The sequence below is a fragment of the Kitasatospora sp. NPDC059571 genome (genome assembly GCF_042735675.1).
Lineage (GTDB): Bacteria > Actinomycetota > Actinomycetes > Streptomycetales > Streptomycetaceae > Kitasatospora.
Genome location: NZ_JBHWBW010000117.1, coordinates 1 through 18,933, shown reverse-complemented (window position 1 = coordinate 18,933; position 18,933 = coordinate 1). Strand labels below are relative to the sequence as shown.

At 74.8% G+C, this 18,933-nt stretch carries 16 protein-coding genes; 6 read left to right on the top strand and 10 right to left on the bottom strand.

The features are described 5' to 3' along the window. Positions 1 to 204 precede the first annotated feature (204 nt). The 4 genes from ACFV0G_RS15985 to ACFV0G_RS15970 all read left to right on the top strand — a co-directional run bounded on the left by ACFV0G_RS15985 (position 205) and on the right by ACFV0G_RS15970 (position 3,291). Positions 205 to 408 carry a cold-shock protein gene (locus ACFV0G_RS15985; RefSeq protein ID WP_380547035.1) on the top strand — a complete coding sequence of 68 codons (204 nt, stop codon included), beginning with the start codon at positions 205 to 207 and terminating at the stop codon, positions 406 to 408. Positions 409 to 771: 363 nt separating this feature from the next. Continuing rightward, entirely contained in the window at positions 772 to 2,271 is a 1,500-nt protein-coding gene (locus tag ACFV0G_RS15980; protein WP_380547033.1) for a DEAD/DEAH box helicase, read from the top strand. A 159-nt stretch (positions 2,272 to 2,430) separates the two neighbouring features. Continuing rightward, a complete protein-coding gene (locus tag ACFV0G_RS15975) occupies positions 2,431 to 2,811 on the top strand; it encodes a CBS domain-containing protein (RefSeq protein WP_380547031.1) in 381 nt (126 codons plus the stop codon). Between the two features lie 117 nt (positions 2,812 to 2,928). Further along, positions 2,929 to 3,291, top strand: coding sequence for a hypothetical protein (locus ACFV0G_RS15970; RefSeq protein WP_380547029.1), 363 nt, complete (start codon positions 2,929 to 2,931; stop codon positions 3,289 to 3,291). A gap of 15 nt (positions 3,292 to 3,306) precedes the next feature. On the opposite strand, the gene ACFV0G_RS15965 is transcribed toward ACFV0G_RS15970, so the two are convergent. Further along, positions 3,307 to 3,837 carry a hypothetical protein gene (locus ACFV0G_RS15965; RefSeq protein WP_380547027.1) on the bottom strand — a complete coding sequence of 177 codons (531 nt, stop codon included), beginning with the start codon at positions 3,835 to 3,837 and terminating at the stop codon, positions 3,307 to 3,309. Between the two features lie 145 nt (positions 3,838 to 3,982). Between ACFV0G_RS15965 and ACFV0G_RS15960 the strand changes: the two genes are divergently transcribed. Next, complete coding sequence (locus tag ACFV0G_RS15960; RefSeq protein WP_380547025.1) at positions 3,983 to 4,618, top strand: hypothetical protein; 636 nt, start codon at positions 3,983 to 3,985, stop codon at positions 4,616 to 4,618. Positions 4,619 to 4,651: 33 nt separating this feature from the next. Here ACFV0G_RS15960 and ACFV0G_RS15955 read toward each other — a convergent pair whose 3' ends face one another. Together ACFV0G_RS15955 and ACFV0G_RS15950 are read right to left on the bottom strand one after the other, a co-directional pair. Next, positions 4,652 to 7,387, bottom strand: coding sequence for a SpoIIE family protein phosphatase (locus ACFV0G_RS15955; RefSeq protein ID WP_380547023.1), 2,736 nt, complete (start codon positions 7,385 to 7,387; stop codon positions 4,652 to 4,654). A 222-nt stretch (positions 7,388 to 7,609) separates the two neighbouring features. Further along, positions 7,610 to 8,986: an amidohydrolase gene (locus tag ACFV0G_RS15950; protein WP_380547021.1), complete on the bottom strand. Its 1,377-nt coding sequence runs from the start codon at positions 8,984 to 8,986 to the stop codon at positions 7,610 to 7,612. Between the two features lie 304 nt (positions 8,987 to 9,290). Between ACFV0G_RS15950 and ACFV0G_RS15945 the strand changes: the two genes are divergently transcribed. Continuing rightward, positions 9,291 to 9,461, top strand: a complete 171-nt coding sequence (locus ACFV0G_RS15945; protein WP_380547019.1) for a thiazolylpeptide-type bacteriocin — start codon at positions 9,291 to 9,293, stop codon at positions 9,459 to 9,461. 150 nt (positions 9,462 to 9,611) lie between these two features. On the opposite strand, the gene ACFV0G_RS15940 is transcribed toward ACFV0G_RS15945, so the two are convergent. The 7 genes from ACFV0G_RS15940 to ACFV0G_RS15910 all read right to left on the bottom strand — a co-directional run. Further along, positions 9,612 to 11,618 carry a TOMM precursor leader peptide-binding protein gene (locus ACFV0G_RS15940; RefSeq protein ID WP_380547017.1) on the bottom strand — a complete coding sequence of 669 codons (2,007 nt, stop codon included), beginning with the start codon at positions 11,616 to 11,618 and terminating at the stop codon, positions 9,612 to 9,614. Next, entirely contained in the window at positions 11,615 to 12,460 is an 846-nt protein-coding gene (locus ACFV0G_RS15935) for an ABC transporter permease (RefSeq protein ID WP_380547015.1), read from the bottom strand. Before ACFV0G_RS15935 ends, ACFV0G_RS15940 begins: the two co-directional genes overlap by 4 nt. Further along, the gene (locus tag ACFV0G_RS15930; protein ID WP_380547013.1) at positions 12,457 to 13,347 is read right to left on the bottom strand and encodes an ABC transporter ATP-binding protein; all 891 of its coding nucleotides are present in this window, start codon (positions 13,345 to 13,347) and stop codon (positions 12,457 to 12,459) included. Before ACFV0G_RS15930 ends, ACFV0G_RS15935 begins: the two co-directional genes overlap by 4 nt. A 97-nt stretch (positions 13,348 to 13,444) precedes the next feature. After that, a complete protein-coding gene (locus tag ACFV0G_RS15925) occupies positions 13,445 to 14,716 on the bottom strand; it encodes a peptidase M50 (protein ID WP_380547011.1) in 1,272 nt (423 codons plus the stop codon). After that, positions 14,713 to 15,810, bottom strand: a complete 1,098-nt coding sequence (locus ACFV0G_RS15920) for a lantibiotic dehydratase C-terminal domain-containing protein (protein WP_380547009.1) — start codon at positions 15,808 to 15,810, stop codon at positions 14,713 to 14,715. The genes ACFV0G_RS15925 and ACFV0G_RS15920 overlap by 4 nt, the downstream gene beginning before the upstream one ends. Position 15,811: 1 nt before the next feature. After that, positions 15,812 to 18,619, bottom strand: coding sequence for a lantibiotic dehydratase (locus ACFV0G_RS15915; protein WP_380547007.1), 2,808 nt, complete (start codon positions 18,617 to 18,619; stop codon positions 15,812 to 15,814). After that, the coding region (locus ACFV0G_RS15910) for a nitroreductase family protein (protein WP_380547005.1) at positions 18,616 to 18,933 on the bottom strand (318 nt) is incomplete at its 5' end. The genes ACFV0G_RS15915 and ACFV0G_RS15910, both read right to left, overlap by 4 nt.

Below are 18,933 nucleotides of genomic sequence, written 5' to 3'. Positions count from 1 at the left end.
GCGCGCGAAAATCCCCCGTTCCGGTCCCGCACCTGCTAGAGTAAATTCTGTTGCAGTTTTGGTTCCCATGAACTTTGTGTGCGCCTGCTGATGGTTCGCAGGTGCATTTTTTGTTTCCCGGCTCTTCCCCGGGCGGGTCATCACCGCGGCGAACCGATGTTCGCGCCGTGCGGATTTCGGACAGCTCCTGAAGGGGATATTTCCATGGCTAATGGCACCGTGAAGTGGTTCAACGGGGAAAAGGGCTTCGGCTTCATCGAGCAGGAGGGTGGCGGCCCGGACGTGTTCGCCCACTACTCGAACATCAACGCGAACGGCTTCCGCGAGCTGGTCGAGGGCCAGAAGGTCGAGTTCGACGTCACGCAGGGCCAGAAGGGCCTGCAGGCGGAGAACATCCGTCCGCTGTAGTTCTCGCCACGGCACCCGCCCGATGAGCAGGGGCCCGCACCGCGTACACGCCTGGTGCGGGCCCCTGGTCATTGCGTCCGAAATTCCGGCCGCCCGGTGCCCGACGCCGCCACCGGCGGCCGCCCCGACTCGGAACGCGTGGTCTCGCACCCGGATCGGCGCTCCTCCGTGACATCTCGCGGGTCGAGCTGTTCCGCTCCCGCACCGTCGGCGAGCACCGACCCCGGATGGCGTACCGCACGGTCGTGCCGTGCACGCTCTGCCCGTCACATTCTCCGGCCCGTTCCTTGCGTTGCCCGCCGGCGTTCGCGCCGCCGCGGAAAACCCTCCATGTGACGTGCCGCACCATGGAAGGCTCCCCGTATGAACCGGTCCACTCGTTCCTCCTACCAGAATCCGCGATCCCGCGCCGCGGCGGGCGCGCGCTCCGGCGGCACCGGACCCGCCTTCCGGCCCGGAGGCGCACCGCGCCCGTTCCGGAAGGACGTGCGTCGGACGCGGGACGAACAAGGCGATTTCGCTTTGCCGGTCAGCACGACCCCGGCGCTGCCCGCCGTCGCGTCCTTCGACGAGCTGGACATGCCGAAGGCCCTGCTCTCGATGCTGACGCGCCAGGGCGTCACCTCGCCGTTCCCGATCCAGGCCGCCACCCTCCCGAACTCCCTCGCCGGACGCGACGTCCTCGGGCGCGGCCGAACGGGTTCCGGCAAGACCATCGCGTTCGGCCTCGCCGTGCTCGCCCGCACCGTGGGGCGGCGCGCCGAGCCCCGTCGCCCGCTGGCCCTCGTCCTCGTCCCCACGCGTGAACTCGCCCAGCAGGTCACCGGTGCCCTGACCCCCTACGCCCACGCGGTACGTCTGCGGATGGCGACCGTGGTCGGCGGGATGTCCATCGGGGGCCAGGCCCGCACGCTGGACCGTGGTGCCGAGATCGTCGTCGCCACTCCCGGCCGACTCAAGGACCTGATCCAGCGGGGGGACTGCCAGCTCGACGGAGTCGGCATCACCGTGCTGGACGAGGCCGACCAGATGGCCGACATGGGCTTCCTGCCCCAGGTCACCGAACTCCTCGACCAGGTCGCCGCCGGCTGCCAGACGATGTTGTTCTCCGCCACCCTGGACCGCAACGTCGACCGGCTGGTGCGCCGGTTCCTCAAGGACCCGGTCACCCACTCCGTGGACCCCTCCGCCGCCGCGGTCAGCACCATGGAGCACCATGTGCTGCACGTCCAGCGTGCCGACAAGGACGCCGCGATCGCCCACATCGCCGCCCGTGACGGCGGAGTGATCATGTTCATCGACACCAAGCACGGTGCCGACCGGCTGGTGCAGGACCTGCTCGCGAACGGGGTGAAGGCCGCCGCCCTGCACGGAGGCAAGTCCCAGCCCCAGCGGAATCGCACGCTGGAACAGTTCCGCAGCGGAGTGGTCACCGCGCTGATCGCCACCAACGTCGCCGCCCGCGGCATCCACGTCGACGGGCTCGACCTGGTCGTCAACCTGGACCCGCCGAGCGACCACAAGGACTACCTGCACCGCGGCGGACGCACCGCACGCGCCGGCGAGTCCGGCACCGTCGTCACCCTCGTGCTGCCCAATCAGCGCCGCGGGACCGCCAGGATGATGGAGACCGCCGGCATCACCCCCGTGGCCACGAGGGTCCGCGCCGGCGACGAGGAACTCGCGCGCATCACCGGCGCCCGCGTGCCCACCGGTATCCCCGTGGTGATCGCCGACCCCGTCGTCGAGCGCCCTCGTCGGACCGACCGCGCCCGCCGCCGTCCCGGCTTCGCCGGCCGAACCCCGCAGACCGTCGCCGACTCCCGCCGCGGAGCCCCGAGGCGCGGCCCCGGCGCGGCGTAGCAGGCCGCCGCGTACGCGGCGTTGCGAAAGGCCCCGGCGGATCCCCGTCCACGGGGGTGACACCGGCTGCCCGGAAGCGGCCCGAACGAACCCGGTGAGCGCACCACACGAGCCCCGATTCCCGCCCCTTCCGGCGGGACCGACGCGAAGGACACCTCCATGACCAGCACCCCAGGACACGCCGCCGGCGCCGCCACGGTCGGCGATCTCATGAAACGCCCCGAGCTGCAGATCAGCGACGACGTCATGGTCGACACGGCGATGGACATCCTGCTGAGCTCGGGCGCGGACCACGCCATCGTCCGCGACGAGGAGGGCCGCTGCGCCGGCCTGCTGACCCGCCTGCACCTCGCACCGTTCCAGGCGCGGTCCTGGTACACCGAGCGCACCCCGGTGCGCGACATCGTCCACGACCGCGCCCCGTTCGCCACCACCGACATGACCGCCGCGGCCGCGGCCGCCGCCATGCGCTCCCGCGGCCTGGACGTGTGGCCGGTCGTGGACGGCGACGGCCACGTCGTCGGACTGCTGAGCTTCTAGGCCGGCCGGGAGCACACGGGCCCGTGGCGGCGACGGGGGGACGCAGCGCGCAGGCGGCCGCAGCGGCCGCCGCCGCGCGACCTACTGGACGCCGCGGCCGTGTCCTAGTCTGGGGACATGTCGAACCCTGACGGACTCCTCGTTGACATCGCCGCGATGGTCGAGTCCGAGCACAACAACCAGATGTCCCTGACCGTGGTCGTCCCCGGCGCGGTGATCACCGGCAGGCTCGCACCGGTGGCCCTGTGGTGGGAACGGGTCGCGGAGGTTCTCCAGAGCTCCGACCACCTGAAGCCGTTCGCCGCACTGTTCACCCAGCCCGTCGAGGGCGCGCCGGCGCGGCCGACCCACCTCCACCTCCATCGGGCGAAGATCCTGCAGGGCGACTTCGGGCTCCCCCACACCGGAGGCATGTACCGCATCGCCATCGAGGACATCAGCAGCTGGACGGTCGGGGACCTCAGCTACTCCGACACCTGACAGCGGGGCCCGCTATCAGGGGAAGTACAGCGCCGCCTTCTCCAGGACGTGCCCGGTGAACATCCCGCCCCACGCGACCCGGCCCCGGTACATGGTGACCCTGCCGGTGCCGGGTGCCGCGGTCTGCACCACGACGGGCCGGCCGACCAGGGTCGTGCCGAGGACCCGGGCGTCCTTGGCCGCCCAGTCCGTGGCGGACCGCCGGACGCTGCCGCTGACCAGGGCGGGCAGGATCATCGCCGCGTTGCGGGCGCCGGGCAGGCCGCTGCGCAGGTGCTTGCAGTAGTCCATCGCCCACCCCGTGAAACCGTGCAGCGAGGCCTGGTCGACCTCGGGGACGGCGGCGGCGAGCACGAACAGCTCGACCTTGGTGCCGAACCACTTCACCTTGCGGTCCGATCGGCTGCCGATCACCACGCGATGACCCTGCCAGGTGGTCGCGGTCACCACACAGCCGTCGGCCCTCAGCCGCGCGCCGAGCCCCTCCAGGTACGTGGTGGCCGCCGCGTCGGCCGGGGACTCTCCGTCGATCTGCTGCTCCGTCATGTCCCCGATCCTGCACCAGGGGTACGACAGCGGGAAGGCCCGGACGTGATCGGCCGAGCCCCGCCCGGACGGCCGCGCAGGTGCGAGACTGTCCCGGGCCCGTGGCGGCGAATCGGTGGACGGACGGCGGACGGACGGAGGACGGATGGCACAGGACCTGACGGCGCTGGCCGTGGCCGTGGTGGGTGTCGCGGGCACCATGGCGGCGCCGTGGCTCGCCCAGCTCGCCCGCCGCTCCGAGCTGCGGCTGGAGGCCGAACGCGCCGACCGGACGCGGCGGCAGGACCGCGACGCGGCCGAGTTCGAGCGGCGGCGCGAGCGCTACGCCGCACTCAACGAGTACGCCCGCACGTTCCGGACGTCGACCCTCGACGTCGCGCACGCCCTGCGGCGCGGCGAGAGCGTGCCGGCGGCGACCTGGGAGGCGCTCGCCGGGGCCCGAGAGGCCTACCGCGCGGAGTACGCGCAGGCGCAGATGATCCTGCCCGAGGCGACCCTCGACATCGTCTCCGAGGTGAGCCGCTGCCTCAGCCACGGCTACCAGCTCGTCCGGTCCGCGGCCGCGTCCGCCGACCCCCGCGCTGCGTCCGCGCAGGCGGTGGCCTGGCTGGAGAATCCGCTCTCGGACGGTGTGTGGCTGCTGCGCCGAGCACTCCGGGAGGACCTCGGGGTCACCGAGGCCACCCACGACCTGCCGCAGCGGGCGGCCGGTCTGCGCAGCGCCCGCAGGGCACAGGCGGCGACGGTGCCGAGGCTCCCGCAGGGGCGTGACGCCGGCTGACCGCCCGGAGCCGGCCGCCCGCCTCGAAGCGCTCTAGGAGCCGAGGACCGGGGTGGTCCGTTCCGCCAGGTCCGGCACGCCGAGCTCCGCGACGGTCGGGGCGGGGAGGGCCTGCTCGGCCCAGATGACCTTGCCGCGGGGGAAGTAGCGGGTGCCCCAGTGCGTGGTGAGCTGCGCGACCAGGAACAGGCCGCGGCCGCCCTCGTCGGTCGTCGCCGCGTACCGCAGGTGCGGGGCGGTGCTGCTGCCGTCCGACACCTCGCAGATCAGGGCGCGGTCGCGCAGCAGCCGCACCCGGACGGGCGGCGAGCCGTAGCGGATCGCGTTGGTGACCAGTTCGCTGAGGATCAACTCGGTGCTGAACACCAGGTCGCCGAGGTCCCATGCCTCGAGCGTGGCCGTCGTCCAGGCGCGCAGGTCGGCGACGGCGGCCGGGTCGATCGGCACCTCCCGCTCGACGATGTTCTCCGGCGCGATCACCTGGGTGCGGGCGATCAGCAGGGCCACGTCGTCCTGCGGCCGCGCGGGCAGCAGGGCGTCGATGATCGCCTGGCAGTTCTCCTCGGGCCCCCGGCGGCGCTGGGCGAGGACGTCGCGCAGCAGCTCCATGCCGACGTCGAAGTCCCGCGAGCGGTCCTCGATGAGCCCGTCGGTGTAGAGGACGATCTGGGTCCCCTCGGGCAGGTACACCTCCGCGGTCTCGAAGGGCGCACCGCCCGCGCCCAGCGGCGGGCCCACCGGCAGGTCCGGGAAGTCCACGCTCCCGTCGGGCCTGACCAGGGCGGGCGCGGGGTGCCCGGCCCGGCCGATGGTGCAGAGCCGGGTCACCGGGTCGTAGATCGCGTACAGGCAGGTGGCGCCGGAGACGCCCGTCCCGGTGCTGCCGTTGCTCTCCTCCTGGTCGATGCGGTCGACGAGCTCGTCGAGGTGGGCGAGCAGCTCGTCCGGGGCGAGGTCGAGTGCCGCGAAGTTGTGGACGGCGGTGCGCAGCCGGCCCATGGTGGCGGCGGCGTGCAGGCCGTGGCCGACCACGTCGCCGACGACGACCGCGACCCGGCTGCCGGGCAGCGGGATCACGTCGAACCAGTCGCCGCTGACCCCGGACTGTGCCGGCAGGTAGCGGTGTGCGACCTCCAGTGCGCTCTGGTCCGGCAGCGCCCGCGGCAGCAGGCTGCGCTGCAGGGTCACCGCCATGGCGTGCTCGCGGGTGTACCGGCGGGCGTTGTCGATGCTGACCGCGGCCCGCGCCACGAGCTCCTCGGCCAGCGACAGGTCCTCGTCGTCGAACGGCTCGGGCTTCTGCGACCGCCAGAAGTTGGCGACGCCCAGGATGATGCCGCGTGCCTTCAGCGGCGTGGTGATCAGCGAGTGCACCCCGTAGTCGAGGACGCGGCCCGTCCACCACGGATCCTGGGCCTGCCAGCCGTGCGCGACCGACAGGTCGGGGACCACCTGGGAGAGCCCGCTGTCGAAGCCCTGGGCCTGCGGGGTGGACGGGACGAAGTTGATCAGCTCGCCCCGGGGGTAGAACGGATAGTCCTCGTCGATGCCCTCGATGGCGACCCGGCGCAGCTCGATGGCGCCGCCGGCCGGCTCGTCGCCGCGCAGGACGGGGTCGGCGAGGTCGACGGTGACGAAGTCCGCGAGGCCCGGCACGGCGACATTGGCCATCTCCTCGGCCGTGCGCACCACATCGAGCGTCGCGCCGATACCGGTGCCGGCCTCGTAGAGCAGGGCCAGGCGCTTGCCCGCCGCCTCGGCCTTCCCGGAGACCGCCATCAGCTCGGTGGAGTCGCGGATGGTCGCGACCGACCCCATGGCGCCGCTGTGGCGGTCGGTCGGCCGCTGGTTCACCACGAGCAGCCGGGCGCCGGACCGGTGCACCTCGTCGGTGGCCTCCCGGCCGGACAGCAGCAGCTCCGCAGTGAGCGGGTCGAGGTGGTCCAGGTCGGCCACGTGCCGGCCCTCCGCGTCGGCCGGCAGGCCCAGCAGCTCCTTCGCCTCGTCGTTCGCCAGGACCAGCCGGCCGTCCTGCCCGACGATGACCACGCCCTCGCGCACGGCGTGCAGGACGGCGTCGTGGTGCTCGTACATGCGGGTCATCTCGGCCGGGCCGAGTCCGCGGGTCTGGCGCTTCAGGCGCCGGGTGGTCAGGGCGGTGCCCGTGGTGGCGATCGCGAGGGCGGCGGCCCCGGTGCCCAGGATGACCGGCAGTTGGCGGTTGCCGGCCGAGGTGACGTTCTTGACCTTGAGCCCGGCCGAGACCAGGCCCACCACCGACCCGTCGGGGGCCTTGACCGGGACGACCGCCTGCACCTCGTGCCCGAGCGGGCCGTGCACGCTCTCGGTGTAGATCTGGCCGGCCAGCGAGGGGCCGATCGTGCCGACGAAGCGCTTGCCGATCCGGTCCGGCAGGGGGTGCGTGTAGCGGATGCCGTGGGTGTCCATGACCACGATGAAGTCGACGCCGGCGTCCTTGCGGGTCGCCTCCGTGATCGGCTGCAGGATCGTGGAGGGGGAGGGCGTCTTCAGGGCCGCGACGAGGCCGGGGGAGTGGGCGAACGCCTCCGCGACGCCCACCGACCGGTTGCGCGCCTCCCGGTCGCTGGCACTGCGGGACTCCAGGACCAGGGCCAGGATCGCGCCGAGCACCAGCAGCACGACGACCACGACCTGGACGGCGAACACCTGCCCGGCAAGGCTCCGCGGACTCCATGCGATCCGTGACTGCTTGGAGGCGCCTTGGGAACGGCCGTTGCGTTCGACCATGCGTCCTTTCTAGCACCGCTTCGCGGGTGACCACGAAGCGTGGCGATTCTCCGGCCGGACGCCGGCGTGTCGGGCCAGGGATTTCGCTCGGTCGCGGGGCAGGCCCAGGGCGCCCGCGTCGTCCGGGCGACGGGTGGGTGGTGCGCGGGTCGTCGAGCCGGGGGCCGCCCCCGCCGTAGCGGTTTGCTTCCGTGGAGGTGCACGGTGTCACGGGGCGGCAGGTCAGTTGCCGTCCGCCGCACCGCCGTTGCCGTCCGTGGCGGTGGTCAGGCAGCCGAGGGCCGCGGTGGCCAGGGCGGTGATGCCGGTCGGCACGGCGAGGCGCAGGTCGGCGCGGAAGCGCGGGGAGTGGTTCGGTGGCAGGGCCGCGAGCTTCTCCGCGGCCGTGCGGCCCGGGGCCTCGGCCCACTGGCGGGGGCCGGTGGCGCCGAGCATCCAGTAGGCGGTGCGCACCTGCGAGGAGCCGTGCAGATGGGCACCTGCAGGCCCGTACAGCGGGAAGTCCTCGGTGGCGGGGGACGGCGGCCAGACGGCGACGCGTTCGGGGCCGAACACGGCCCGGTGGGCCCGGCGGACCTCCTCGGAGCGGACCGGGTCGCAGACGGTGGCGGGTGTGCGGGAGAGCACCCGCACGGTCGGCTCCTGCGGGCAGTCCGAGGCTGCGCACTCCGCAGCGGCGATCCGGCGGACGGCGGCGGCGATCCGGTCGAGGGTCTCCTCGGAGCAGGCCCGCACGCTGACCTCCAGCACGGCGGTGTCGGGGATGATGTTGCCCCGGCTGCCGGCGTGCAGTGAACCGACGGTCAGGACGGCGTGCTCGGCGGGTGAGGTCTCCCGGGGGACGACGGCCTGCAGCCGCATCACCAGGGCGGCGGCGGTCAGCACCGGGTCGACGGCCAGCTGCGGGGTGCCGGCGTGGCCGCCGCGGCCGTGCACCGTGATCTCCAGCAGGGTGGAGGCCGCCAGCAGGGGGCCCGAGCCGTGGGCGACCATGCCGGCGGGCAGCGGGGCGGTGTGCTGGGCGAGGACGGTGTCGGGGGCGCCGAACCGCTCGTACAGGCCGTCGGAGAGCATCGCCCGGGCGCCCTCCAGGGTTTCCTCGGCGGGCTGGCCGACCACCAGCAGGGTGCCGGACCAGCGGTCGGCGGCCCTGGCCAGCAGGTCGGCGGCGCCGGCGGCACAGGCGAGGTGCACGTCGTGGCCGCAGGCGTGGGCGACCGCCACGGCTCGGCCGTCGGCGTCCTCGGCGGTGGCCGTGGCGGCGTAGGGCAGGTCGCTCTCCTCGCGGATCGGTAGCGCGTCCAACTCGGCGCGGAGCATGACGACCGGGCCGGGGCCGTTGCGCAGCACTCCGACGACGCCGTGGCCGCCGATGCCGGTGGCGGTGCGGTAGCCGGTGGTGGCGAGCCGCTCCGCGAGCAGCGCGGCCGTACGCCGCTCGGTGCCGGACAGCTCGGGCCGGTGGTGGACGTCCAGGCAGAGGGCGACGGCGGGTGCGGACACCTCGGGCACGGCCTCCAGCACGGGGGCCGGACCCGGTGGCGCGGGCGGGTGCGCCGTGGCGGCGGTGGTCGGAGGCGCTTGCGTGCGTCCGGTCATCGGGAGGTCTCCCATCGGTCGGGTCGAGCGAAGTGGGGCCGGGCCGGATCGTGTCGGTGCGGGCCGGGCCGGGTCATCAGCTGTTGCGTCAGAGAGAGCCGAGGTACCGGTCGTCCGTTCCCGCGGGTCCCCCGGAGGGGTGACAGCGGGGTGACAGCGGTGTGCGCCCCGATCTGCCAGCAGGCCCGGATAGAACAGGTGGCGGCACAGCGCCCGGGCGGTGCCCCTCCGGGGGGCGGCGGGCCGTGCCGTGCGCTGCGGCCGTCCGGCCGGAGCGGTCCCGCAGGATTGAGGAGGAAGCACGATGGAGAAGTCCCTGGCCTCGCTCGCCGAGGAGATCCTGGAGCTGGAGTCCGAGACCTTCGAGATCACCGACTACTCGGACGCCAGCGAGGTCATGCTGGGTTCGTCCACCAGCTGCAGCTCGACCAGCACCTGCAGCAGCACGACCAGCACCACCAGCTGCACCGCCTGACCGTTCGACGGCCGCTCCCGGGCGGGTCCTCCCCACCAGGAGGGCCCGCCCTGTCGCGTGCCCGGCCGGCCGCGGACCACGACCCGCCCCGCCCCATGCGTCCCGCCGCTGTGTGCGCCCCCGGGCCCGCCGGCCCGCGCGGGCCCGGTCTCACGGGAAGGGGTGCGGCACCCGCCGCAGCTCGTCCTCGGCCAGGTCGGTGGCGCGCCACCCGGCCTGCCGGAAGGCGGTGCGCAGCCGGGGGAGGCGCAGGGCGCGCTGCCGGTCCCAGCCGAAGTCGATCGGCAGCAGTCCGGGCACCAGCGTGCAGACCGTGTGCAGGCCCATCCGCTCCTGCTCCGGTGTGGTCTGGTCGACGACGACCGCCTCCAGGCCGGCCGCGGCCAGCGCGTCGACGCACAGCAGCAGGTCGTCCCGCAGGTCGAGGGTGCGCGGCCGCCGCTGCTCCCAGTCCCGGTACACCTGCGCCATCGGCAGGACGGCCGGCGGCTCCAGGTAGCTCCGGGCGTGCCGGGCCATCTGCGGCAGGCCGAACAGGGCGGCGTGGTCGGGCAGCCGGCGGACCAGCGAGAAGTCCTCCGCCATGGCGGCGAGCTCGTCGGGCCGTTCGCGGACCTGGCGGGGCAGGTGCGGGATGTAGGTGAGGATCTCGGCGAGTGCGGACTCCACGGCCGCGACCGGGTCGAGGGCGGCCGCGGCGGCGAACGCCAGGGTGCCGGGCCCGCCGTCCCGGCGGACGGCGAGGCCGGTGACCACGGGGACCGGCAGGTCGATGCGGTTGTCGAAGGCGTGCACCTCGTAGCCCTGCAGCGCGGCCCGGTCGGCCATCGCCCGCACCGCCGTGCCCTCGCAGGAGGCGAGGTCGATCTCGGTGAGCGCGGCGGCGCCGTACCAGCCGAGCAGGAAGGCGTCCCGCTCCATCAGCTCCAGGAGGCCGAAGAGGGCGGCCTCCTCCAGACAGCTGCCGGTGGCGCAGCCGTTGGAGCACTCGAAGACGAAGCTGTCCGCGGCCACCCCGGCGCCGTAGTGCACCAGGCGGGCCGGGACGAGCACCGGCCGTCCGTCGCCGAGGACGTGGCCCGGTACCCACGGGATCGGCCGGTCGGGTGCGAACGGCCGCAGGGCCGGGTCGTCGCGGTAGGTCTGCGGCGCGTACGTCCCGCAGGTGCGCGGATCCAGCGCCCGGCCGCCGAGTTCTTCGTACGAGGCGGTGAGCAGCGGGGTGCGGCAGCGGCGGTGGGTGCCGGCGTAGCGTTCCAGGCCCTCCAGGAGGGCGAGGCGGCGGCTGGCGGCGAAGGAGTCGGCCTGGCCGCTCCAGGTGACGTCGGTCAGCCCGGCGTAGCCGCGCATGAAGACCGTCCCGGCGACCGGGGCGGTCGTCGGCGAGGTGACGTCCGTCCAGGTGGCGGCGCCCAGGACGCCGCAGACCGGGTTCGCGAGCGCGGTGGCGGGCAGGGCGTACGACTCCGGTCGGCGCAGCCGCAGCGCGTCCGCGGCGGGCTTCGGCCGGGAGGCCGGCACCAGCCGCTGTGGCACGCCGTCATGCGGCGCTGCGTCGTGCGGCGCTGCGTCGCCCGGCCGTGCCTCGGACGCAAGTGCCTCGGCCGGCGTCCCGGCGTGGCAGTGCGGGCAGAGCGGTTCGGGCAGCAGCGGGACGGTGCCGGCCTGCAGGGTCTCCAGGTCGAGCCGGGTCACCCGGGCCAGGCCGTCCGGGAACGGGGCGGCCCGCAGGGTGCGGAGGTGGAGCGCCCACACCGCGTCGGCGAGGAAGGCGGGCAGGGCCGGCCACCGGCCGGCTGCCCGGGTGGCGGTGCCGGTCTCCATGGCGTTGCGCTCGGAGCGGGTGCGCAGCCGCTGCCAGCGCATCGCCAGGCACTGCCCGCAGGCCGCACCGGGGCCGCCGCCCCAGGGGCCGATCAGGACGGCGTCGCCGGCCAGGTGCACCACGGCGCCGGCCCGGCGCGCGGCGTGCGCGTCCCGGCCGGGCTGCAGGGCGTCGTCGGCGCCGAGCGGCACGACGGCGGGCGGTCCGGCGGCGCGTGGTCCGCGGCCGTGGCGCCCGCGCAGGGCCAGCTCCAGCAGGCCCCAGGCCTCGCCGGTGGCAGCGCCCGCCGCATGGCCGGCGGGAGCGTTGGCAGGTGCGGTGGCGGCGGTCACGACCGGTTGCTCCAGCGGAAGAGTCGGAGGGCGATCAGGGTGAACAGCGCGGCGAAGCCGGCCAGTCCGCCGCAGGCCAGCGCCAGGTCGGCGGCCCCGCCGCGGCCGGACAGCGTGTCGATGACGCCGTCGTTGAAGTAGCGCAGCGGCAGTGCCCGGGACAGGCCCTGCAACCAGCCGGGCATCAACTCGCTCGGGTAGAACGAGCCGGACAGGAACGCCATCGGCACCATCACGCAGTTGGCGATCGCCGCCACCGCCTCCGGTGTGTCGGCGAGGCTGCCGACCACCACGCCGAGCGCCATGAACGCGGTGATGCCCAGGACCAGCACGGGAATCATCAGCGGCCAACTGCCCGCCGGCCGCAGGCCGAACGGGGGCAGCAGCGCCACCCCGGTGAACAGCGCCGCCTGGACGAGGCCGACGGCCAGCGACACCGCCACCCGGGAGGCGAGCACCGCGGCCAGCGGCGTGGGCGTGCGCCGGATGAGCCGCAGCACGTCGTCGCGCCGCCAGTGCATCAGGGTGAAGGCCACCCCGAACAGGGCGGCATTGCCCACGCCCCAGGACAGCACCCCGGGCGCGATCCGGTCGATGTACGCGGCGCCGCCCGCGGTGACCTGCTGCCCCTGGAAGATCAACCCGAAGACGACCAGGAAGACCAGCGGGAAGGCGAAGGTGAAGAAGACCGTGGTGCGGTCGCGCAGGTACGCCCTCGCGCCGGCCCGGGTCAGGGCCGCGGCGGCGCTCGTCCGGGGGGCCGGTCCGGCTGCCGCCGGGCCGCCGGAGGCGGGGAGGGCCGGGCCGGCGGAGGTCTCGCGGGCCGTTTCGGGGGTGCTCATGCGGGGTGCTCCGATCCGGTCAGGGCGAGGTAGGCGTCCTCGAGGGTGGCGCTGCGGGTCTGCACGGCGTCGAGGCCGACGGACTCGCCGACCGCGGCCAGCACCCGGCCGGCGGCGCGGGTCTCGATCACTAGGTCGCCGCCCTGGACGGCGGCCCGCTCCACGCCCTCGATCCGCCGGGCCTGCTCGACGGTGAACCGGTCGGCCGGGATGAGCAGCCGGGTGGGCGCGCCCAGTGCCCGGACCAGGTTCGCCGGGGAGTCGAGGGCGGCCAGCCGGCCGCGCGCCATGATCGCCACCCGGTCGCAGAGCGCCTCCGCCTCATCCAGGTGGTGGGTGGTGTGGACGATCGTGCGGCCCTCGCCGCGCAGTGCGCGCAGGAGCTCCCAGAGCGAGCGCCGGGCCTCCGGGTCGAGGGCGGCAGTGGGTTCGTCGAGCAGGATGAGCTCCGGCTCGTGGAGCAGCGCGGTGGCGATCGCCAGGCGTTGGCGCTGGCCGCCGGAGAGGTCGTCGACGCGGACGCCGGCCTTGGCGGTGAGGCCGACCCGTTCCAGCCCGCGCTCCGCGGTGCCGGGGCCGAGGCCGTGCAGGGCGGCGACGGTCTCCAGGTGCTCCCGGGCGGTGAGCCGGGTGAAGAAGGCGGAGGCCTGGGTCTGCACGCCCAGGCGGGCGAGCAGTGCCGTGTTGCGCGGCCACGGGGGCTGCCCGAGCACGGTGACGGTGCCGGAGTCGGCCCGGCGCAGCCCCTCGACGATCTCGACCAGGGTGGTCTTGCCGGCCCCGTTGGGGCCGAGGATGCCGAAGAACTCGCCGCGTCCGACGGTCAGCGAGACGCCGTCGACGGCCTGCACGTCGCCGTAGCGCTTGCGGACGTCCTCCAGCACCACGGCTGGTCCTTGGGCTGTTGCCGGTGGGGTCACGGTGTGCGTCCTTCGTGTCGTTCGGGCTGCTCTGCACGTACCGGTGAATCGAGGTGATGATCCGTCAATTCTGTCTCAGGGAAACCGATCTGGCCGCCGCGCGGCGGTCCCGGCGGCGCCGGGCGGTCAGCCCCGCCGCCCACAGCAGGAGCGCCGCGGCGACCAGCAGGGGCGGGACGAGGGCCGCGCCGCCGCCGTACCGGTGGGCCAGCAGGGTGGAGGCGCCGGCCACGGCCCCTGCCGCCGGGCCGCCCAACAGCAGCCCGGCCAGCAGCCCGTAGCCCCCGTACACCAGCCGCGCCCGGGTGCCGTACGCGGCGATGCCCTCACCGCGGCCGGCCGCCCCGACCGCGGCCAGGCGCAGGAAACGCCGGCTGCCCTCGGCCAGACGGGAGACCCCCAGCGCGTAGCCGAGCAGCTTGTAGCCGTCCAGCGGCGGCAGTGGCACCAGGTTCGCCAGGCCCATCGCGGCGCCGAGCAGCAGCAGGCCGCCCAGGCCGTGCCGGGCGGAGCCGTCCGGCAGCACCAGCCACACCGGGTAGCACGGCAGCAGGAAGGCGAGGTTGGCGACGGCGCCGGCCGCCGCGGTGGCAACCTGGTGGCGGCGCCTGGCGAAGAAGGGCACGTCCTCCACCCGGCAGTACAGGTAGGTGACGGGCAGCCGCCAGCGCAGGCCGATCTCGGTGACGCGGCCGCCGTACGCCCGCCCGACCACACCGTGCGCCAGCTCGTGCAGGGCCAGACTGGTCCACAGCACGGTGCCCACCGCCAGCAGCAACACCGGCTGCTCGGACAACCGGCCGAGGTCGCGGAGCAGTTCGCCGGTGCGGGCGGCCAGCAGCACGGTGAGCGCCCCGGACAGGGCGAGCAGGAGAGTGCCGAACCAGCGGGTGCGGGCGAAGGCCGTCCGGGCGTGCAGCCGGTCCAGCAGGGCCGGGGCGTCGGCGACCAGGCGGGTGCTGCCGCTGAGCACCGTGGAGCGGCGCCGGACCTCGGGCCCGGTGGTGCCCGCGGGCCCCGCCACCGGCCGGGGATCGGGCCGCGGGCCGTCGGCCATCAGCCCGCGGCCGTACAGCAGGCGCAGCAGGTGCTCCCAGTGGGCGTCACCGAGCCGGCTGCCGAACCGCCGCGCGTACTCCTCGCCGACCTCGCGCAGGGTGCGCCGCCCGTCGAGCCGGCACAGCACGAACCACTCCTTGGCGCGCAGCTCGTAGCGGCCGCCGCCGACCGGGTCCTTGACCAGGTGCAGCTCGACCGGACCGCGCAGCACCGGCGGACCCACCAGCAGGTCGGTGCGGCGCGCCGGGCGGAGCTCCTGCAGCACGGGGCCGCTCATCGGGCCCCCGTCGCCGGGGCGGCCGCCTCGCGCAGCGAGCGCGCGAGCACGTAGGACAGGAACGCCTCGTCCCGGACGGTCACCGACAGCCGGTTGTTCGTCATGTGCAGATAGGGGAAGAGCAGCATCGGCAGCGCCTGCGCGGGATCGGTGACGTGCAGCCGGCCGCCCCGGTGCGCATCGAAGTCCAACGCGCCCGCCGAGGCCAACTCGGCTGCCCGGGAGACCAGATCACGGCAGTGCCCGGCCCAGCCGCGCAGCATCGGCGGCAGCCGCTCGTCCGCCCGCCCGGCGACGGCGGCCCGCACCTGCCCGAACCGCCGCCCGAGATCCGCGCCCATCGCCTCGTACGCCCGGTCGTAGCCGCGCCGCGCGGTGTAGTCCGTATCGGCGAACGCCTGATCCCAGAAGGCGTGGTAGCGCTCCAGGAAGCGCACCAGCTCCTCGTCGTCCGCGGGCAGGAAGGTCGCGGCCATCACCATCATCAGCTGCGCCGCGGTGCCGAGCAGCACCGTGCGCAGATGCAGGTTGGCGCTGCGCGCCGTTTCGATCACCAGCTCGCTGGAGTGCCGGAAGTGCCACTCGGCGAGCGCGACCCCGGCCGGACCGCCGTACTTGCCGAACTCCGGCTCGTACGGCTCAAAGCTGTAGGAGTTGTTCGGCCGCAGCGCCATCCGGCCGTCCGGGCCGAGCAGCGCCTCCCGCTCCTCGGGCGCGAACTCCAGGCGGAACAGGTTCTCGTACAGCTCCGCGAAGAAGCCGCCCTCGACCGCGTACAGCGCCGGGCGGGCGCGCAGGAACGCGGCCACGGCCTCCTCCGTGCGGGCCCGGACCTCGGCGGCCGCGGCCGGTGAGGAGGGGCGCAGCCGAAGGCGCAGATGCGGTCCGTGCAGCCAGTAGTTGATGAAGAAGAAGCCGGCCAGCAGCCCGTCCTCCGCGAGGGCGCGGACCAGCGGCCGCACGCACTCCAGCAGCAGCGGGCGGGAGCCGGCGGCATAGAAGACGTGGACGGCGATCCAGTCGCCGGGCCCGGCCCCGGCGGCGGCCGGGCCGGGCAGCGGGTCGGGCAGGGGGTGCGCCGCGGGAGCGGTCATGTCAGTCCACCGGTTCCTCTCCGGTCGGGGCCGCGAGCGCGGACCGGGCCCGCTGCGGAAGCTCCGGCACGATCTCCAGGGCGAGTTCCGCGACGTGCCGACCGCGCGCGGACCGCACGTGCAGGGCGCTCTCGGCGGGCAGCATCTCCTCCAGCACGACCCGGTCCGCGCCGTCCCCGAGCCGGCCCTCCAGCGCACCGAGCGAGAGCGGGCTGTCGAAGTCGACGTACTGCGGCTTGGCGCCGCCGGCCCAGGCCGGCCCGGCGCCATCCGGCGCCGCCCGGTGAACGGTGGCGAAGGCCCGGTCCGGCACCCCGTGCGTGCGCCGCCAGCGCCGCCAGCGCAGGTACCAGGCGGCCTCGTCCTCGCCAGGGGCACGCCGCGGCAGCGCACCCGCCGGGGCGCTCCAACTGCGCCGGGCCAGCACCACGCCGTGGTGGCGCACCCGCGGGCGGGTGGTGACGCCGGCGGTGGCGGGACCGGCCGGCACCCCGGCCCACACGTCGGGCGCCGGGCGGGAGGTCGGCGAGAGCAGCAGCAGCGTCCGGGGCACCTCGGGCAGCACCATCGGCACCAGGTAGCCCAGGTAGAGCGGCACCACCTCGCAGGCGAGGCGCCGCGAACGCACCACCAGCCGGTCGGCGGCCTCGTCGTGCTCCACCACCAGGTCCTCCAGCGGGAGGCGGTCCGCCTCCGGCACGGAGGGCAGCTCACCGGGGCAGACGATCTGATACCTCGTCAGCCGACTGTGCAGATTGAGATTGGTGGTCGCCGACCCGGCGGCGATCTCCGCGAACACGGCGCCGTCCGGCCGGAGTCCGTCCAGCTGCTCGCGCAGCCGCTGCGACAGGCCGGCCCCCGCGGCATCCTCCGGTGCGGCATCGAAGAGCTGGGTGAACCGGGTGAAGGGGAAGCACAGGCCGCCGAAGGAGTCGTTGAGCACCACCAGCGGCTCCACCGGGTCACCGGCGAACTGCACGAAGTGGCTCTGCGGCGCGAAGCCGCCCAGTGCCGGGGCGAGTTCCGTCGCGACCTCCTCCACCAGCGAGTCGCCCAGGCGGATCTCCACGGCGTCCGCCGGCCGCCCGTCCCACAGGTCGCGCATCCCGGCGGCGAACCGCGCGCGGGCCCAATCCAGCGCCGTGATCTCCGGCAGCCCCAGCCAGTTCTCCTCGGGGGCGTACCCGCCGTCGGCGGTGCGCGTACCGCGCTGCGCGGTGAGCCTCAGGTACTGCTCGAAGAGGTCCTCGTGGAAGTCGTGCACCAGCCTGAGCAGGTCCTCGCAGCGCCCGCCGCGCCCGTACCTGGCCAGGAAGAAGCCCCGCAGGGTGAGCCGCTGCGGCAGCGCCACGTCGAAGGCCGGCAGGATCCGCGCCAGCGAGGCCAGCGGGCGGCCCGCCAGGTCCGTCCACGCGGGCAGCGCGCCGTTCAGGTCGGTCCCGCAGGCGCGCACGTCCTCGTACAGCAGGGTCTGCGGCAGTCCGCCCGCCGGCGCCCCCAGCGACTCCAGCAGGGAGCCGAGTTCGAGGCGCAGCCGCACCAGCAGATCACGGCGCTCCGCCAGGCCGGCCGCGGCGTACCGGGCCAGGCAGTCCGCAGCGCCCGCCAGCCGGTCCGCGGCATCCTCGGCCCAGGGCCGCCGCACCGCGCGCAGACCGGCCCGGAAGGCGTCCAGCGGGTCGCTCTCGTGCGGACCCTGCTGCAGGCCGGTCAGCCGTACGATGCCCAGGTCGAGCAGGGCCGACAGGTAGCGGTCGGCCTCCTCGGACGTCGAACCGGTCGACTCCCGCAGCCGGTCCGCCAGTTCGCCGTACCGGACGTCGCCGCGCCCGTGCAGCAGCGCCATCAGGCCCTCCAGCGCGCCGCTGCGGCGCAGGAAGAACAGCCGGTCCCCGGCCGCCTCGAAGCTCACCGGGGCGCTGTCGTCGCCGGCCGTCACCGTCCGGCGGACGTAGCGGATCCGGTCGTCGTCCACGCCCCAGCCCGAGGCGGCGGCCACCGGCAGATCCGCGCGGCGGGCCGGGTCCGCGGCCGCCGCGTCGGCGATCCGGCGCAGCACCACCACGTTGAGCTGAGGACGGCCGGCCCACTCTGCGCCGAGGTGCAGGATGCGGTCCACCGCGCCGTCACCGTCGCGGAACTCCCCGGGCACCACACCGGTGAAGGTGCTGAACGGACTCGTCTTGCACGCGGTGCGGTACAGGTACAGCAGCAGCGAGCGCTCCATCTTCCGCACCTGCTTCACGCCCAGCGCGGGATCCTCGCGCAGATAGGCGTCCAGTCGGCCGTCCAGGGTCGGCGAGGCCAGCAGCAGACCCAGTCGCAGCCGCTCCTCGCCGGCCAGGCGCCTCAGCTCCCCGCGGGCGCGGACGTCCTCCGCGGCGAGCAACTGCGCACCGCCGGAACGCAACTCCTCCCAGCGCTCGCGCTCCGCCAGCCACCGCGCCGTTCGCGCCGCGGTGCCGGCCGGCTCGGCGGGCTCGGCGGCTGCCAGCGCTGCCAGCAGCGCACGGGCGGCCGCCGGGTCACCGGGCAGCCGGTTGTTGAAGAGTCGTCGCCGCAGGTCGAGGAGGCTGCGCCGGACCGCCTCCTCCGGCACCGTCGCCACCAGCGCGGCCAGCGGGCCGCTCAACTCGATGCCCGCGGAACGCAGTCGGTCCTCCTCCGCCAGCACCTCCTCGGCCCAGTCGCGGGCCCGCGCACTGCGGAGCCCGTGCACCGCCTCCACCGGCAGCCCGGCCACGCGCAGCATGAAGGTGCGCGCCAGGACTCCGGAGACCGCGGCTCCGACCGCGGCGGGGGAGTTCACGAGGCCTCCCGCGGCCCGGTCGGCCCGGACGCGGTCAGCTCGTAGCGGAACGCCGCGGGCCGGGGCCGCTCATGGCCGACCATCATGATCAGCAGCGGGATCTGCCCGGTGCCCTCCAGACCCAGCTCCTCCGCGAACGAGACGCAGTCGAAGCCCAGCGCCACCCCGCACGCCAGCCCGGCCGCGGCGGCGGCCGTGTAGACGGCCTGCGCCGAGGCGCCCACCACGGCATTCACCAGCCGGTAGCGCCCGGAACCGACCGCCTCCCTCACCGCCGCCGTGCGCCCCGCCGGCCCGCCCACCCCACCCCCCAG

Excerpts from the sequence above, each read along its gene's own strand:
- ACFV0G_RS15985 (WP_380547035.1), top strand. The coding sequence starts at position 205 with ATGGCTAATGGCACCGTGAAGTGGTTCAACGGGGAAAAGGGCTTCGGC.
- ACFV0G_RS15980 (WP_380547033.1), top strand. The coding sequence starts at position 772 with ATGAACCGGTCCACTCGTTCCTCCTACCAGAATCCGCGATCCCGCGCC.
- ACFV0G_RS15975 (WP_380547031.1), top strand. The coding sequence starts at position 2,431 with ATGACCAGCACCCCAGGACACGCCGCCGGCGCCGCCACGGTCGGCGAT.
- ACFV0G_RS15970 (WP_380547029.1), top strand. The coding sequence starts at position 2,929 with ATGTCGAACCCTGACGGACTCCTCGTTGACATCGCCGCGATGGTCGAG.
- ACFV0G_RS15965 (WP_380547027.1), bottom strand. The coding sequence starts at position 3,837 with ATGACGGAGCAGCAGATCGACGGAGAGTCCCCGGCCGACGCGGCGGCC.
- ACFV0G_RS15960 (WP_380547025.1), top strand. The coding sequence starts at position 3,983 with ATGGCACAGGACCTGACGGCGCTGGCCGTGGCCGTGGTGGGTGTCGCG.
- ACFV0G_RS15955 (WP_380547023.1), bottom strand. The coding sequence starts at position 7,387 with ATGGTCGAACGCAACGGCCGTTCCCAAGGCGCCTCCAAGCAGTCACGG.
- ACFV0G_RS15950 (WP_380547021.1), bottom strand. The coding sequence starts at position 8,986 with ATGACCGGACGCACGCAAGCGCCTCCGACCACCGCCGCCACGGCGCAC.
- ACFV0G_RS15945 (WP_380547019.1), top strand. The coding sequence starts at position 9,291 with ATGGAGAAGTCCCTGGCCTCGCTCGCCGAGGAGATCCTGGAGCTGGAG.
- ACFV0G_RS15935 (WP_380547015.1), bottom strand. The coding sequence starts at position 12,460 with ATGAGCACCCCCGAAACGGCCCGCGAGACCTCCGCCGGCCCGGCCCTC.
- ACFV0G_RS15925 (WP_380547011.1), bottom strand. The coding sequence starts at position 14,716 with ATGAGCGGCCCCGTGCTGCAGGAGCTCCGCCCGGCGCGCCGCACCGAC.
- ACFV0G_RS15920 (WP_380547009.1), bottom strand. The coding sequence starts at position 15,810 with ATGACCGCTCCCGCGGCGCACCCCCTGCCCGACCCGCTGCCCGGCCCG.